Origin of the sequence: Ruegeria conchae, from assembly GCF_000192475.1 — a bacterium.
GTDB classification, from domain to species: Bacteria; Pseudomonadota; Alphaproteobacteria; order Rhodobacterales; family Rhodobacteraceae; genus Ruegeria; species Ruegeria conchae.
Map to the genome: position 1 here is coordinate 107,723 of NZ_AEYW01000007.1, position 15,820 is coordinate 123,542.

The following is a 15,820-nucleotide window of genomic DNA, read 5'->3' on the forward strand; positions in this document are numbered from 1 at the left end:
AATGGCTGATATTACGCTTTTGGATGGTTCGATCGGGCAGGAGTTGGTGAAGTTGAGCGGCGACAAGCCGACGCCACTTTGGTCAACACGCGTGATGATCGACAAACCCGAACTTGTGGCGGAGGTTCACGCAGCCTATTTCCGCAGCGGTGCAACGATCGCTACGACAAACACCTACGCCATACACCGCTCACGCCTGGTCCGTGAGGGGATCGAAGATCAGATGCCCAATCTCATTGACGCTGCCTTGTCACAGGCCGATCAGGCGCGCTGTGGCACCAGTGGGCGGATCGCAGGCGCGCTTGGCCCGTTATTGGCCAGCTATCGGCCCGATCTGAACCCCGACCCCGCAGATGCCGCCGCGAAATTCGCCGAGCTGGCTGCAATGATGTCGGACCGGGTCGATTTTTTTCTGATCGAAACAGTATGCTCGGTGCAGGAGGCCGAAGGTGCGCTGCGCGGAACAGAGAACAGTGGGAAACCCGTCTGGCTTGCCCTGTCGGTTATGGACGAGGACGGAACCCGCCTGCGTTCAGGCGAACCACTGGGGGACATTGCCCCTCTTGTTACGCGCTATGCACCCGAGGCGGTGCTGATCAACTGTTCACGCCCCGAAGCGATTCCGGCGGCTTTGGATGTCATCGCAATGTTGGATCGCCCGTACGGGGCCTATGCCAACGGCTTTACAGGCATCAAAGAAGGCTTTCTGGAAGATGCCCCAACGGTTGATGCCTTGGAAAGCCGCCATGACCTGGGCCCCGATGCCTATGCACGGCACGCGATGGGTTGGGTGGCGCAGGGCGCTACGATCGTTGGTGGTTGCTGCGAAGTCGGGCCGGAACACATCAAAACCCTCGCCGAGAATTTACGTGCGGCCGGACACAAAATCGTCTGAGGGACCTAGATGCCTGTCCGGACCAAATCTGACCAACAGCAGGATCGCGTCCAGTACCATTTTGACATTCTGGTTGCGTCGGGTTTCGTATTGCTCGAACTGGCCTCGCTGGTTGAGGTTTTGCGCTTGGCGAACCGTGTGTGTGCCCACCCGCCGTTCACGTTCACATATCGGTCGCGAAAAGGAGGGCCGGTGGAAAGCAGCAGCGGAGCGACAGTATCGACCGACACAGTTCCGGCGCAACCGAATGCGAATTATCTGTTTGTGATCGGAAACTCAGACCCGGATCAGCCCGAACTTTCTCTGGGACGTGTCGTGCGCGACTATACGTTTCGGGGCGGCCAGGTATTTTTGTTGGCTGAAGCTGCAAGCCGGTATATCGACGAAAATAGCGCTGATCATATGGCAACCCATTGGGAAAATGCCTCTTTCCTGCGCGAACGTGGAGCTCGGTTTGAGGCCAAGCTATCTATCGCCACCGAGCAAGGTTCGGTTGTCACTTGCGCTGGCATGGAGGCAACCACAGATATCGCGCTGGCCGTGATCGGGCGGCATATCTCGGGTGCGGCCAAGATGACGGTTGCCGACATCATGCTGCATGAAAACATCCGTGACTTTTCATCCATGCAACCTTTTTCCGGCACCCGGACAACGGCCACTGGTGATGAGAAACTGGACCAGTGCATCAAGCTGATGCAGGCGAACATCGAGGAACCTCTGCCGATCAAACAGATCGTTGACATATTGCACGTATCGAACCGCTCTCTTGAGCGAAAATTCAAAGCAATTTTTGGAACCACGCCAAACGGGTTCTACCGGGAAATGCGACTGGCCAAAGCTAACAACCTGCTTCTGAATACGACGATGAGCGTGCGGGAAATCGGGCTGGTTTGCGGTTTTCCAAACGGATTTTCATCCGTCTACAAAAGTTTTTTCGGCATCACACCTTTTGTTCTGAGACGCCAGAAAAGACGCCCGGAATATCGGTGATTTTTGTATTTAAGCTGACGCTTTTGATGCTTTTATTGTCGATCCTTCGTGGCATTTTACAGAAAACCTGAATCAGCGGAGACGTCAGGATGGTTGATCTTCCCACCAAGGCCCGAGTGGTCATCATCGGCGGCGGCGTCATTGGATGTTCGGTTGCGTATCATCTGACCAAGAAAGGTTGGGGCGATGTCGTTCTGTTGGAGCGCAAGCAACTGACCAGCGGTACGACATGGCACGCGGCGGGACTGATCGCGCAGCTGCGCGCGACGGCGAACATGACCAAACTGGCCAAGTACAGCCAGGAACTATATGGCGCGCTTGAAGAAGAGACCGGAGTTGCCACTGGGTTCAAGCGCTGTGGATCGATTACGGTCGCTTTGACCGACGAGCGTAAGGAAGAGATTTATCGCCAGGCTGCTATGGCCCGCGCTTTCGGGGTTGAGGTCGAAGAGATCGGCAATGACCGTGTGCAAGAGCTGTATCCCCATCTGAACCTGGAAGGGGTTAAAGGGGCAGTTTACCTGCCATTGGACGGGCAGGGTGATCCGGCAAATATCGCTCTGGCTTTGGCCAAAGGCGCGCGTCAGCGCGGAGGTATCGTCAAGGAACGTGTGAAAGTCACCGACATCGTCAAGCAGGGCCGTCAAGTGACGGGCGTTGATTGGGTCGCAGATGATGGCGGCGCTTCGGGCCATATCGAGTGCGACATGGTGGTGAACTGCGCAGGGATGTGGGGCCACGAGGTTGGCAAGATGGCAGGTGTGAACGTACCGCTTCACGCTTGCGAGCATTTCTATATCGTCACCGAGGGGATCGACGGTCTGACCCAATTGCCCGTGCTGCGCGTGCCAGACGAATGCGCCTACTACAAAGAGGATGCAGGGAAAATCCTGCTGGGCGCGTTTGAGCCGAATGCCAAGCCCTGGGCAATGAACGGCATCCCTGACAGTTTCGAATTTGACCAATTGCCTGAAGATTTCGACCATTTCGAACCGATACTCGAAGCAGCCTGCAATCGGATGCCAATGCTGGCCGAGGCCGGGATTCACACGTTCTTCAATGGTCCTGAATCCTTTACACCGGACGACGCCTATCATCTGGGCCTTGCACCCGAGATGGACAATGTCTGGGTCGCGGCCGGGTTCAACTCAATCGGTATTCAGTCGGCGGGCGGGGCCGGTATGGCGTTGGCCGAATGGATGGATACGGGTGAAAAGCCATTTGATCTGGGCGATGTGGACATCAGCCGCATGCAGCCCTTTCAGGGCAATAAACATTACCTCTTTGAACGTTCGAAAGAAACGCTTGGCCTGCTTTACGCTGACCACTACCCCTACCGCCAAAAAGCCACTGCACGGGGCGTCCGTCGGACACCATTTCACCATCATCTGCTGGAACAGGGTGCGGTCATGGGCGAAATTGCCGGGTGGGAGCGCTCCAACTGGTTTGCCAATGACGGACAGGAACGTGAATACCAATATAGTTGGAAGCGCCAGAATTGGTTTGAAAACGCGGCCGCAGAACACCGCGCAGTGCGCGAAAATGTAGGCATGTACGACATGTCGTCCTTCGGTAAGATCCGTGTCGAAGGGCCGGATGCCGAGAAATTCATGAACTATATTGGTGGCGGCGATTATTCGGTGCCCAATGGTAAGATCGTATATACCCAGTTCCTGAACCGCGCTGGTGGTATCGAAGCCGACGTGACCGTCACGCGCCTGACCGAGACCGCCTATCTGGTCGTCACCCCAGCGGCGACGCGTCTGGCGGATCAGACCTGGATGATGCGCCATGCCGGCAATTTCAACGTCGTCGTCACGGATGTCACCTCAGGCGAAGGCGTTCTGGCTGTCATGGGGCCGAATGCCCGCGCACTTCTGGAAAAGGTTTCACCAGCGGATTTCTCGAACGCGACCAACCCCTTTGGCACCGCGCAAGAGATTGAGATAGGTATGGGCTTCGCCCGTGCCCACCGCGTGACATATGTGGGCGAACTTGGGTGGGAGATCTATGTTTCATCCGACATGGCGGTTCACGTGTTCGAAACGCTGCATGAGGCCGGTCAGGATATAGGCCTGAAGCTTTGTGGTATGCACATGATGGACAGCTGTCGTATCGAGAAGGGCTTCCGCCATTTTGGCCATGACATCACCTGTGAAGATCACGTGGTCGATGCAGGGTTGGGCTTTGCCGTCAAAGTGGACAAGGGCGGTGATTTCATTGGGCGTGAGGCGGTTATAGCCCGCAAAGAAAGCGGGCCTCAAAACCGTTTGGTCCAGTTCAAGCTGACCGACCCCGAGCCGCTGTTGTTCCACAATGAGCCGATCATACGCGATGGAGAATATGTGGGGTATCTCAGTTCTGGCAACTATGGGCATACACTCGGCGGCGCGATTGGTCTGGGTTATGTACCCTGCGAAAGCGAGAAAGCGGCAGATGTTCTGGCTTCGAGCTATGAAATAGACGTTTGCGGTGTGAAAGTGAAAGCTGAGGCATCGCTCAAACCGATGTACGACCCAAAGTCCGAACGCGTAAAAGTATAGCCAAACTGTCGGGGCGCTGTGGCGCCCCGAATTGTTTGTTTGGCCTGCCTGTTTCAGATGAAACATATCAGGATTCCTGATGACCGGCTTCACAGTTTTGATGGTTCCCAAGCCCGTCTGATTTGCCGTAGAGAAATACAGTATCAGTCGGAGACCCATCGTGGCAGAGACCCCTGTAACGCCAAACAACACGGATACGCCCAAAGGGCTTGTGCTGGCCGTATTGGCCTATGTCCTTTGGGGCTTCCTGCCGCTGTACATGAAGGCGATGGAACATATCGGCCCGATAGAGGTCGTTGCACATCGCGTCATCTGGTCGGTTCCGGTGGCTGGGTTGCTGTTGGTTGCGCTTGGGCGTACCGGTGATCTTAAAGCTGCACTTCGCAATCCGAAGATGTTGGGCATGGCAGCGCTGACTGCGGCTTTGATTTCGGTGAACTGGGCGATTTATGTTTGGGCGATTTCATCTGGCCACGCGCTGGATGCGGCACTTGGCTACTATATGAATCCTTTGTTCAGTATTGCGCTCGGGGCGATCCTGCTACGCGAACCCTTAACCCGTACACAATTAGTCGCAGTCGGGCTGGCCGCATCGGGCGTGTTGGTTCTAGTGTTTCAAGCCGGAAGCCTGCCTTGGGCTGCTTTGGGATTGATGGTCAGTTGGGGATTCTATGCATTCTTCAAACGCTCTCTTCCGATTGGACCCAATCAGGGATTTTTACTTGAAGTCCTGATCCTGCTTATCCCGGCTTTGGCCTATGTTACATGGTTGGGCGCAAGTGGAACGGGGCATTTTGGGGCGGCTGCGTCAGACACTTTGTTGCTGGCAGGCGCGGGTATCGTAACAGCCGTACCCTTGTTGATCTATGCAAACGGGGCAAAACTGGTGCGCCTGTCGACCATGGGCATATTGCAGTACATCGCGCCCACTATGATCTTTATTACTGCGATCACCCTGTTCGGAGAACATATTGACCAGGCAAGAATGATTGCCTTCCCTTTGATTTGGTCTGGGTTGGTCGTGTATTCGATTCCGATGATCCGGCAGATACGGTCTCAGGCCTGACGAATAAGTCGAGTGATTTCGGCAGCCCAGATCGCGTAGGTTTTAGGGCTTGGATGGTACCCATCCGGGGCGGCGAGGGACGGATCGTCGGGCAGATTCAATGACAGATGGGAAACCTGCGGGAAACCAGCAGCCACCTTTTGCAATCCTCGGTCCAGCCGCGCGGCCTGTCGCCCCAACACCCATGCCAAGGGCTGAGGCAAGGCTGGGAATCGCGCCATCTGGGGAACGGCCGTCACGATTACATTTCGGGCTCCGATTTGCCTGGTCAGCAAGGCCAGAAGGCGTGATTGCTGATCTTCAAAGCGTTGTGCGGTCACGGCACGGGTCACGTCATTCACGCCAAGGGCCGTCACCACCACATCAAATTGGTCTTTTAGTCTCTGCAATCGGTCGATTGTATCTTGCGTGGTATATCCGGTCGTAGCTTCCAACCGCCATTCTACGGTGTGGTGTTTTGCCAGTAGGCTGACCAATTGCCCCGACAGCGCCTGTTTTTGCGTACCTGCGCCTACACCGGCAGCCGAGCTGTCCCCGGCGATCAACAAACGCAATCGCGGACCGCGCCCTTCACGCCCTTCGCGAGGACCTTCTGGTTCAGGCAGCAAGCGAGCATTGCGTCGCACAGAGTGGCCCTGAACAGCCAGTACGGGCAATAACGGGACGCGGAGAATTTGGTCCGCAGCAACAGGGAAAGGCATCTTCAGTTCAGTGCATCCTTGAATTTCAGAAAACGCGCATCTTTCATGACCCGCGCCATCATGGCTTCACGCAGGGCGCCGACAGTCTTGTAGGGGCGCATGACAACTTCGAAATCTTGAATGAGGCCATCAGTGTTCAAAGTGATCAAATCAACTCCGACTGCGTCCAGATCTCCGACCTTGCATTGAAACTCTAAGGCCCAATCGTTGCCGTCACCCATGATCCGGCGATACCGAAAATCCGAGAATACCTGACCTACATGACCCAGAACCGCCGCAACCGGTTCACGCCCTGTCCAGGTGCTATAATAGGTTGGGGGCAAAAACCGCACGTCCTCTGCCAGCAATTCGCGGATCAGGCTTTCATCGCCTTTTGCGACAACGTCCTGCATTCGTTTGATCGTCGGGTGCATGCCATCTTCCTTCTTATTGACCCGAGAGTTGCTGAACCGTTTCGTTCAAGCAAGGACGACGTTGCGGGAGGTGACGGGCTGGGATAGGCAGGCGCGCATGAGCGAGACCTATGATCCCCCGCAAACACCTCTGGACGTGCTGTATGAAGACACACAGTTGATCGTGGTGAACAAGCCATCGGGTTTGCTGTCTGTGCCCGGAAGGGGGGAGCATCTGGCCGATTGCCTGCTGACCCGTGTCCAGGCCGCGTTCCCTCAGGCTCTGCTGGTGCATCGTTTGGATCGGGACACATCGGGTGTCATGGTTTTTGCCCAGACACCGCACGCGCAGCGGCATCTGGGGCTGCAGTTTGAAAACCGTCAGACCCGTAAGACCTATATCGCCCGTGTTTGGGGACAGGTCGAAGCGAAAACGGGGACTGTGGATTTGCCTTTGATCGTTGATTGGCCCAATCGCCCACGCCAGATGGTGTGCCACGAGACGGGAAAGCCAGCGATCACCGAATGGCGTGTTGTGAAATACGAAGGTCAGTCGACCCGTATCCGCCTGTTTCCCAAAACCGGGCGATCGCATCAATTGCGTGTACACATGCGGGCGCTGGGCCATCCGATCCTAGGTGATCCATTTTACGCGGACGGCGCAGCGCGCGATTTTCCGAGGCTAATGCTGCATTCTGAAGAATTGCGACTGAAAAACCCAGAAGGCGGTGTATCAATGAAATTCCGCGCCCCAGCTGAGTTCTAAACTTCGGCGGTGCTGGTCCACAACATCTTCAGATTACCTAAGGAAAACCGCTTGGTACGTTTGATGGGTCGCGCGGCTTTGCATTCTCGGGCAGCAGCCAGCTCGCGCTCGATTTCGAAGCCGCGTAATACGTGATCCTGAGACCAGCGATCCAACTTCAAAGTCATCATGATGTGATTGTCGAGATAAGGCATGGGCAGTCTCCTGATTGGTGTTTGACCTATCTTCGCTCAACACTCCTGACACCACCTTGTCAGTGGGGTGTGCTAAGTTGTCAGCAGATCGCAAGGAGCTTCTGATGCGTCGTTCAACCCGTCTGTTCGAAATCATACAGATTTTGCGTGCTGCCGAGACACCTGTGACTGCTGATGCACTGGCTGCAAAGCTCGAGGTATCGGTGCGTACTGTCTATCGTGATATTGCTGCGTTGCAGGCGCAGCGCACTCCTATCGAGGGTGAGGCGGGTGTCGGATATCTGATGCGGCGGGGATATGATTTGCCGCCACTGAATTTTGACGCCGAAGAGGTTGAGGCCCTTTGGGTTGGTCTTTCGATGTTGGCGCGTACGGGCGACAGCACCTTGCAGCAAGCCGCAGACAGGGTGTGTCGCAAGATCGAAGCGTTACGGGTGCCTACGGATTGGCTGCAGGTTGCTCCATGGGGGGCTCCTATGGATGATCCTGAAAAGGGGTGTGTGCCAGTCGTAAACTATCGAGAAGCGATCAGGGCTGAACAAAAGATCCGCATCACCTATGTGAATTCGGAAGGTGAACGCAGCGAACGAACGGTGCGACCCGTTGCCCTGATCTACCACATTGAATGCACAATGTTGGCCGCCTGGTGTGAACTGAGAAATGGGTTTCGCCACTTCCGCACCGATCGGATTTGGGCCTGCGAATTGACGGAAGATCACTTTTGTGGGCAGGGAGAGCCATTGCGCGCGATCTGGCAGGAGCAAAATCACTGGAGCGACCCTGTCGGAGCGGCCTAAATGGCGAGTATTCGCCGATCTCACCCAATTGTTGCTTGAGGCCCATTGTTCTCACCATGTTATACTGCGCGCAACGAGGCAAACCCGGTGAACGGGTACGTGAGCAGAAGGTGAATTTATGACGATTTCCAAATTTGTACTAAGAGCCGGGCTGTGTTCGGCGTTTTTTTTGGCGGCGTGTACCGACCCCGGCACTCTGACCGTGCAAGAAGATCCCAATAAGAACGCGAAACAAGGCGCATTGCTTGGGGGTCTGATCGGTGCGGGTGTGGGCGCAATCGCTAATGATTCAGATCCGTTGCTGGGGGCGCTGGCCGGCGGTGCGATCGGTGCCGCAGGCGGTGGCGTGATCGGCAACCAGCTTGACCGGCAGGCGGCTGAGTTGCGGCAACAACTGGCCAATGACGGCATCACTATCGTCAACGCGGGTGACCGCCTGATCGTTACAGTACCGAATGATATCACCTTCGACACAGATAGCTCCACCGTGCGTCCGGCCCTCCGCGCTGATCTGGTGAAGGTGGGGCAGAACCTGGTCAACTACCCGAACTCGAACGTGCAGATTATCGGTCATACCGACAGTGACGGAGAGGCGTCATACAACCTGGGTCTGTCCGAGCGTCGCGCGAATGCTGTCGCCGATATTCTGCAGGCCAACGGTGTCAGCTTTTCCCGCATCACGACCGTGGGGCAGGGTGAAAACAATCCGATTGCGTCGAACCTGACACCGGAAGGAAAAGCCCAGAACCGACGGGTTGAGATTGTGGTCGTTCCCAGCGGCAATACCTGACCGGATGTTTCGCGCACAGTGACTGCGCGTCACGTGGGCTTTGGTTCAGGATCATCCCGGTCTAACAAGAGGGAAACACCACAGCGGAGTTTCCCCATGTCCGAACCGATCCTTCTTGGCCTTTCCGGCTCACTGCGAAAAGATGCCACCAATCGCAAACTTCTTCGCGAGGCTGCGCGTTTATTTGATGCCGGTACGTTCATCGAGGCAGATTTGAATCTGCCTCTTTATGACGGCGATGTTGAGGTTGGTGAAGGTATCCCCGAAGCGGTACATGTGTTGGCTGATCTGATTGCGCAGGCTCATGCGGTGATCATTTCGACGCCGGAATACAACAAGGGGCCCTCGGGTGTTCTGAAAAACGCGCTGGATTGGGTTAGCCGGACCAGCGGCAAGCCTTGGATGGATAAGCCTGTGGCAGTCATGTCTGCTGCGGCCGGTCGTGCCGGCGGTGAGCGGGCTCAGATGATCCTACGGGCTTTCATGGTTCCTTTTCAGCCTCGCATTCTGCAGGGGCCTGAATTGCATTTGGCCGACAGTTCCAACGAATTCGATAGTGAAGGGCGATTGTCTAATGAGCGCTACGAAAACACACTGAACGCGCTGATGAAGAAGCTGCGGGCCGAAGCCGGGTTTTGAACTTCAGCCCAACCTTTTTTGCATGGTAATTGAGGTCGGCCGATCAAAGCCCGGATGGGCCGTCTCACCGGTCTTTGAGAATCCAAGCCGGGCAAAAGTCGCGTGGTTTTCGACAAGCTCAACCCGGGACTGTAGTTCCAGTATATCAAGCCCGTACCTGCGTGCTTGGACCTGAGCTTGTTCGATTAGTGTACGGGCCAGACCGCGATCGCGCTGCCGAAGGTCTACAGCCAGTTTGCTAAGATATAATCGACCCGGTTTGGGTGTCAGAAAAACAACAGCATCGGGGCGGTCTCCGATCACCCAAATCTCGCCCTCATCGATCTGCCTGCGCAGACTGTCCAGAGTTAGGCGGTGCATTGAAGAAGGCGGATCAATACGACCTTCCATATACGCAAAGCTTTCACGGATCAGGCGTAATACCTCAGGCAGCACAAGGCTGTCGCGGTTCAGTCGTGTGGGTTCAGAGTATGCGGTGTTCACAGCGACGCCTCGGGGCGAAAACCATCAGGAACTGCATCGCGATTGTCGAGAATCAGGTCGGCGATGACCTCAGCTACCTTCGGGGCCATGCCAAAGCCGATTTTGAAACCACCATTTGCGATAAATTGTCCTTTGTGCAACGGATGTGCACCCAGCATTGGCGCGCGGCTCTTGCTGCGCGGGCGAACACCGGCCCAACGCTCAATCACCTCGGCCCCGTGCAGCACCGGCACTGCCCGCATCGCGCGATCCAGCAGCTCTTCCAATGCCGCATCCGTGCTAGTTGGGTCATCATACTCACGCTCGGACGTTGAACCGATGGCGAGTGTACCATCCGTATGGGGCACAAAGTGAATAGCATCAGCAAACAGCTGCGGGACGGCACCCGCATCAAATCGCAGTAGCGCCGCCTGTCCCTTAACGCCATTACCGACTGTTTTGCCAAATGCTGCGCTGAGTTCCTGCAGGCCTGCAAGCCCTGTCGCGTGGACGACTTGCCCTTTGTCGGGGGCATTTGTGGTGACCTCGACTCCCATTACCGCAAGCGCTGCAACCAATGCGGCGCAGGCACGCCGAGGGTGCATGCGCGCACTAAGCGTATCATGAATAACAAATCCTGTCGGGCTGGGCGGGCACCACGCGCCGATCTCTTCCAACGCTCTGACGTTCCAGTCGGCCTGTCCCTGCCAAAGTTCCTTGGCCGTTAGTTCGCGTGCGCGGGCCAAGTCCAATGTCCGAGCGTCTGCAATGGGTTGCAGCCTGCCAAGCCGCGCGTATCCCGGTGACACCCCGCCTGTGGCCTCGACATGCTTCCAGAACGGTTCGGCCATGATGAGGCTTTCGAACTGAAACGCTTTTTTAGCGTTCCAGTTTTCGGGGACGTGCGGGGCCAACGCGCCGACCAAGCCGCCACTGGAGCCCGCCCCGGGGCCAATGGGATCAACGATCTGGACTTTGGCGCCGCGTCTTGCGCAGGTCCAGGCGATGGATAGGCCAAATATCCCTGCGCCGCGCACCGTCACATCGACCATTGCCAATCCCCTTTTCCTTGTTCAGTGTCGCGCCGCTTAGCTACAGGATTCCCCGATGGCAGACCAGCGTGCCGAACTCACTTGGACAGAGGATCAGATTCCGGTCTCTGATCGGTTCGATGATCCCTACTACTCGTTGCAAAACGGGTTGGAAGAAACGCGACATGTGTTTCTGGCGGGCAATGACCTGCCTGCGCGCTTTGCACCGGGATTTCATATCGCCGAGCTGGGCTTTGGCACCGGGCTGAACCTGCTGACCGTTTGGTCGGCCTGGGAAGCAGCGGGTCAGACCACGCCTCTTCGGTTCACGAGTTTCGAAGCCTATCCGATGGCGCCCGATGATATGGCGCGCGCTTTGGCGGCCTTTCCCGAGGTGGCGCCGTGGGCTGAGCGCTTTCTGAATGCCTGGAATGGGCAGAAATGTGTGCTGGACACATTGCATTTTGAAGTCATGGTCGGAGACGCGCGTGAGACATTGCCCAGTTGGGATGACACTGCAGATGCGTGGTTTCTGGATGGCTTCTCACCGGCCAAGAACCCCGAACTGTGGGGCGCTGACCTGATGCAGCAGGTTGCTGATCACACGGCCCAAGATGGCACTGCGGCAACGTATACCGCCGCCGGTTTTGTGCGTCGCGGTTTGTCTGATGCCGGGTTCAAGGTGACACGCACCCCCGGTTTTGGTCGCAAGCGGCATATGACGCGGGCGGTGAAGACATGAGCCAGAAAAACAATGTTAATGCTGGCATTGCCTTGATGATCGCAGCAACGATTGTCTTTGCGTTACAGGACGGGATCTCACGGCATCTGGCGGGCACCTATAACACCTACATGGTTGTGATGATCCGGTATTGGTTCTTCGCCGCTTTCGTGATTGCCGTGGCTGCAAGGTCAGCCGGGGGACTGCGGACGGCGGCGAAAACCGAGCAGCTCGGGCTGCAGATTTTCCGTGGCCTTTTGCTGGCCGGTGAGATTTGCGTGGCAGTTTTCAGTTTCACCATCCTGGGGCTGATCGAAAGTCAGGCAGTTTTCATTTGTTATCCGCTGTTGATCGCCGCCCTCAGCGGCCCTGTTTTGGGAGAGAAGGTCGGCTGGCGCCGCTGGGCCGCCATCGGTGTCGGTTGCATCGGCGTCCTGATAATCCTCCAGCCCGGTGCAGGAGTGTTCAACCCCTGGGCCGTAGTGCCGCTGATCTCGGCATTCATGTTCGCGGTTTACGGCCTTCTGACAAGGTACGCCGCGCGGCGGGACAGTACCGCGACCAGCTTTTTCTGGACCGGCGTGGCTGGCGCAGTCGCAATGACGGCTGTTGGCGTCTGGTTCTGGGAGCCGATGGCCAGAACCGACTGGCTATGGATGGGTCTGCTCTGCATCACAGGCGCGCTGGGGCATTGGCTGTTGATCAAATGCTATGAGATGGCCGAGGCCAGCGCAGTGCAACCTTTCGCCTATTTCCATCTGATGTGGAGCGCCATTCTGGGCATCACGATCTTCCACGAAACGCTGCGCCCTGAGGTGGTTCTGGGCGCAGCAATTGTGATTGCCGCAGGTCTGTTCACCCTATGGCGCGAAAGACGAAAGAGTCGAGCCGGTTAGCTCCTGTGAGAATGGCACCGGGAGCGCTGGCTGACCTAGCCGCGCGCGATAGACCGGTAGGCTTTCAGCGACGCGCATCACATAGTTGCGCGTTTCCTTGAACGGGATGGTTTCGATCCAGTCGATCACGTCCACCTGACCCCGACGCGGGTCGCCGTAGCGTTCCATCCACGAGATTGGACGCCTTGGCCCGGCGTTGTATCCAGCCGCCATCATCACAACATTGCCGTTAAAGTCCTCGGCCAGTGTCGCAAGATAATTCGCCCCCAGTTTGGCGTTATACTGCCAGTCCGAGGTCAGACGCCCTGTCTTGTGCCCTCCCAGTATGCCCAGATCTTGCGCCACAAGTTTGGCAGTGGCTGGCATAACCTGCATCAAGCCACGCGCACCCGCACCGCTGATAACAACTGGATCGAACTCGCTTTCACGGCGGGCAATTGCAAGTGTCATCTCCTTCGCCATGGGCAGGCCCATATCAGCCACCGGATGCACCGGGTAATAGGCGGCAGGCAAAACCATGCCGGTGGTCGCAGCTCGTTTGGCGATCATAACGGCCAGATGCGGTTCATTCAGTTCGATTACGAGATCACCTAACTGAGCGGCTTGCGTTTGATCGAGGCTCTCCACCAGATGGGTCAGGAAACGCTCAGACAGGTTACCCTCGCCAGCGCGCAGCAACAGCAACCCAGCCTCAAGCACGCTGGATTCCGCAAACGCGGCCTGTTTCCAATGCGGTGCACGGCGTGGACTAGCCAATTCGCTGTCAAACGGACGGCCGATCTGCTCTGCAGCGAGCAATCCGTAGAACGAGGTCTGATAGTTCGCACCTTCTGCATAAGCCTCGTGCGCCTTGTCCGCATCCCCTTGCGCCGCGTAGGCACGACCCAACCAATATCCACCGCGACCCTTCGAGATCGGCGATTGCACGGCACCCGAGAAATTCTGGAAATGCCGTACTGCTGTGGCCGGATCATTCAGTTTGCGCAGGGCCAGAAATCCGGAAAGCCATTCCAGATCTGCATAGCCATAGCCCATTTCAGGCGTCATGTGATGATTTGCAGCAATCGCATAGGCGCGCTCTGCATCTCCGGTACGCATCTCGAGCCGCGCCAGTCGACGCCGGCCTTCCGCCCATTTGTCAGGCTCACCCAGCGACTTTGGTCCGGTGGAACGCGCCAGCATCAGATCAATGGCACTGTCGTCCAGTTCCTTTCGATCCCGCCATACGAAGCGATCAAAGGCCAGACCAGGATCCTTGGCCAACGAACCGGGTACAGCGGCGACCTTGCCGTCCACACCATTCTCGCGTTTTTGCAAAGCAATGCGTGCCTCAGCCAGTTTGCGATAGTCGGCATCGACAAGGGGCAGCATCTGCCCCGCACTGACCAAATGCCCGTCCCACAGCATTCGGTCCAACCGCGCCTCGTGATGCGGTTTCAGAAGTTTGCTAAAGTTCTCCAGGTAGCTCTTTTGCAGACTCGACCCCATCGGCATTGTCCGCCACGCCGTTACGATGTCGGCTTCGGCCTCACCGTTGCGGCCTTGGCTTTTCAATGCAACGGCATAGTTCAACGCGCCTTCGGCGGTTTGCGGAGGCATCCCCTCGTAGAAATTCAGAACCCGATCCGGATCGGCTGCGGTGAACGATGGCTCGCTCTTACGGCGCAGCCAGGCCAGACCGGGCCAATCCGGACGCCGCTCCAGAAATACCAGCACGTCACCCGAGCTGCCAAAGCCCTCGCGCAACCAATGCCAGACAATGATGTCCCGCGCCACCGATCCACGGTGACCTGCCACGCGCAGCGCGGCATTCCAGTCGCCCTTGCGCATCTCATAGAGCCCCGCGCGCAAATCCTGCGTCGCATCCGCCCGAGTGGCCTGCGGCTGTAGCACCAACGCCAGAATCATCGCTATTCCAAGCGACAGAATACGTCTCATCCCTTGCATTCCCCAACAAACCAAGGATACAGCCATGCAGGATAAACCTTGCGCCGCCGGGATCAACTCACAAACCCTTAATCGTGACGGACCGGTGCGCAAAAACACCTAAGGAGCGTTCCATGTTTAAAGGCTCGATGCCAGCCCTGGTCACCCCGTTCAGCAACGGCGCGTTGGACCTGGATACGCTCAAACACCTGGTCGAATGGCAAATTCAGCAAGGTTCGACCGGACTGGTACCGGTTGGTACGACCGGCGAAAGCCCGACGCTCAGCCATGAAGAGCATGAAACGGTGATTGCCGAGGTGGTCAAAGCCGCCGCAGGTCGCGTACCTGTCATCGCTGGTGCCGGGTCCAACAACACGGTCGAGGCCATACGGTTCGTTCAATTCGCACAGAAAATTGGTGCGGATGCGGCGCTGGTTGTAACACCCTATTACAATAAGCCGACCCAGAAAGGGCTGCTGGCGCATTTCCAAACTCTGCATGACAGCGCCGATATCCCGATCATCATCTACAACATCCCGGGTCGTTCGGTCATCGACATGACCCCAGCAACGATGGGCGAACTGGCGAAACTGCCCCGCATAGTCGGGGTCAAGGACGCGACCGGCGATCTTGCACGCGTCAGCCAGCAGCGTGCGAGCTGCGGGGCCGATTTCTGTCAGCTGTCCGGGGAAGACGCGACAGCACTTGGCTTCAACGCTCATGGCGGAGTGGGCTGCATCTCGGTCACCGCAAACGTGGCCCCGAAGCTCTGTGCCGAATTCCAGCAGGCTACGTTGGCGGGCGATTATGCAAAAGCATTGGATTATCAGGACCTGCTGATGCCGCTGCACGAAGCGATCTTCATCGAGCCTGGCTTGGTCGGCGCAAAATACGCGCTCAACAAACTTGGCCTATGCAGCACCGAAGTGCGTTCGCCTTTGACCGATCTGGAAGACAGCACCAAAGCCACTATCGAAGCCGCAATGGCGCACGCTGGACTAATCTGAAGTC

General features: G+C 57.0%; 17 protein-coding genes. 11 read left to right on the top strand and 6 right to left on the bottom strand.

The genetic code is table 11. From position 1 onward, the window contains the following. The first annotated feature begins 1 nt into the window (after window position 1). From G7G_RS0109545 to rarD, 4 genes are all read left to right on the top strand, one after another. Entirely contained in the window at window positions 2–895 is an 894-nt protein-coding gene (locus G7G_RS0109545; RefSeq protein WP_010440859.1) for a homocysteine S-methyltransferase family protein, read from the top strand. Window positions 896–904: 9 nt separating this feature from the next. After that, on the top strand, window positions 905–1,885 hold the full coding sequence (locus G7G_RS0109550) for a GlxA family transcriptional regulator (protein ID WP_010440861.1): 981 nt from the start codon (window positions 905–907) through the stop codon (window positions 1,883–1,885). An 89-nt stretch (window positions 1,886–1,974) separates the two neighbouring features. Next, a complete protein-coding gene (locus G7G_RS0109555; protein ID WP_010440862.1) occupies window positions 1,975–4,428 on the top strand; it encodes a GcvT family protein in 2,454 nt (817 codons plus the stop codon). Window positions 4,429–4,588: 160 nt separating this feature from the next. Next, window positions 4,589–5,494 (top strand): EamA family transporter RarD, encoded by a 906-nt coding sequence (gene rarD, locus G7G_RS0109560; RefSeq protein WP_010440863.1) that lies wholly within the window; start codon window positions 4,589–4,591, stop codon window positions 5,492–5,494. Here the strand turns inward: rarD and G7G_RS0109565 are convergent. Both G7G_RS0109565 and G7G_RS0109570 read right to left on the bottom strand, forming a co-directional pair. Then, window positions 5,485–6,120: an SGNH/GDSL hydrolase family protein gene (locus G7G_RS0109565; protein WP_238528780.1), complete on the bottom strand. Its 636-nt coding sequence runs from the start codon at window positions 6,118–6,120 to the stop codon at window positions 5,485–5,487. The two genes, rarD and G7G_RS0109565, sit on opposite strands and share 10 nt — an antisense overlap. Before the next feature lie 77 nt (window positions 6,121–6,197). Then, the gene (locus tag G7G_RS0109570; RefSeq protein ID WP_010440868.1) at window positions 6,198–6,608 is read right to left on the bottom strand and encodes a nuclear transport factor 2 family protein; all 411 of its coding nucleotides are present in this window, start codon (window positions 6,606–6,608) and stop codon (window positions 6,198–6,200) included. Window positions 6,609–6,705: 97 nt separating this feature from the next. Between G7G_RS0109570 and G7G_RS0109575 the strand changes: the two genes are divergently transcribed. Then, complete coding sequence (locus G7G_RS0109575) at window positions 6,706–7,353, top strand: RluA family pseudouridine synthase (protein ID WP_010440870.1); 648 nt, start codon at window positions 6,706–6,708, stop codon at window positions 7,351–7,353. Here the strand turns inward: G7G_RS0109575 and G7G_RS0109580 are convergent. Continuing rightward, window positions 7,350–7,547: a hypothetical protein gene (locus G7G_RS0109580; RefSeq protein ID WP_010440872.1), complete on the bottom strand. Its 198-nt coding sequence runs from the start codon at window positions 7,545–7,547 to the stop codon at window positions 7,350–7,352. The genes G7G_RS0109575 and G7G_RS0109580 overlap by 4 nt on opposite strands. Window positions 7,548–7,651: 104 nt before the next feature. Here G7G_RS0109580 and G7G_RS0109585 point away from each other — a divergent pair, with 104 nt between their 5' ends. The 3 genes from G7G_RS0109585 to G7G_RS0109595 all read left to right on the top strand — a co-directional run bounded on the left by G7G_RS0109585 (window position 7,652) and on the right by G7G_RS0109595 (window position 9,773). Continuing rightward, window positions 7,652–8,344 carry a helix-turn-helix transcriptional regulator gene (locus G7G_RS0109585; protein ID WP_010440874.1) on the top strand — a complete coding sequence of 231 codons (693 nt, stop codon included), beginning with the start codon at window positions 7,652–7,654 and terminating at the stop codon, window positions 8,342–8,344. A gap of 118 nt (window positions 8,345–8,462) precedes the next feature. After that, window positions 8,463–9,134 carry a YiaD family glycine zipper/OmpA-like lipoprotein gene (locus tag G7G_RS0109590; RefSeq protein WP_010440876.1) on the top strand — a complete coding sequence of 224 codons (672 nt, stop codon included), beginning with the start codon at window positions 8,463–8,465 and terminating at the stop codon, window positions 9,132–9,134. A gap of 96 nt (window positions 9,135–9,230) precedes the next feature. Next, a complete protein-coding gene (locus tag G7G_RS0109595; RefSeq protein WP_010440878.1) occupies window positions 9,231–9,773 on the top strand; it encodes an NADPH-dependent FMN reductase in 543 nt (180 codons plus the stop codon). Between the two features lie 3 nt (window positions 9,774–9,776). On the opposite strand, the gene G7G_RS0109600 is transcribed toward G7G_RS0109595, so the two are convergent. After that, on the bottom strand, window positions 9,777–10,256 hold the full coding sequence (locus tag G7G_RS0109600; protein ID WP_010440880.1) for a GNAT family N-acetyltransferase: 480 nt from the start codon (window positions 10,254–10,256) through the stop codon (window positions 9,777–9,779). Then, window positions 10,253–11,287: an NAD(P)/FAD-dependent oxidoreductase gene (locus tag G7G_RS0109605; protein WP_010440881.1), complete on the bottom strand. Its 1,035-nt coding sequence runs from the start codon at window positions 11,285–11,287 to the stop codon at window positions 10,253–10,255. Before G7G_RS0109605 ends, G7G_RS0109600 begins: the two co-directional genes overlap by 4 nt. Before the next feature lie 55 nt (window positions 11,288–11,342). On the opposite strand from G7G_RS0109605, the gene mnmC2 reads away from it, so the two are divergent. Both mnmC2 and G7G_RS0109615 read left to right on the top strand, forming a co-directional pair. Further along, on the top strand, window positions 11,343–12,008 hold the full coding sequence (gene mnmC2 / locus G7G_RS0109610) for a tRNA (5-methylaminomethyl-2-thiouridine)(34)-methyltransferase MnmC2 (protein WP_010440882.1): 666 nt from the start codon (window positions 11,343–11,345) through the stop codon (window positions 12,006–12,008). Beyond that, window positions 12,005–12,883: a DMT family transporter gene (locus G7G_RS0109615; protein ID WP_010440883.1), complete on the top strand. Its 879-nt coding sequence runs from the start codon at window positions 12,005–12,007 to the stop codon at window positions 12,881–12,883. Before mnmC2 ends, G7G_RS0109615 begins: the two co-directional genes overlap by 4 nt. On the opposite strand, the gene G7G_RS0109620 is transcribed toward G7G_RS0109615, so the two are convergent. Further along, window positions 12,848–14,821 (bottom strand): lytic transglycosylase domain-containing protein, encoded by a 1,974-nt coding sequence (locus G7G_RS0109620; protein WP_010440884.1) that lies wholly within the window; start codon window positions 14,819–14,821, stop codon window positions 12,848–12,850. The two genes, G7G_RS0109615 and G7G_RS0109620, sit on opposite strands and share 36 nt — an antisense overlap. A 122-nt stretch (window positions 14,822–14,943) precedes the next feature. On the opposite strand from G7G_RS0109620, the gene dapA reads away from it, so the two are divergent. After that, a complete protein-coding gene (gene dapA / locus G7G_RS0109625) occupies window positions 14,944–15,816 on the top strand; it encodes a 4-hydroxy-tetrahydrodipicolinate synthase (protein WP_010440885.1) in 873 nt (290 codons plus the stop codon). Window positions 15,817–15,820 lie beyond the last annotated feature (4 nt).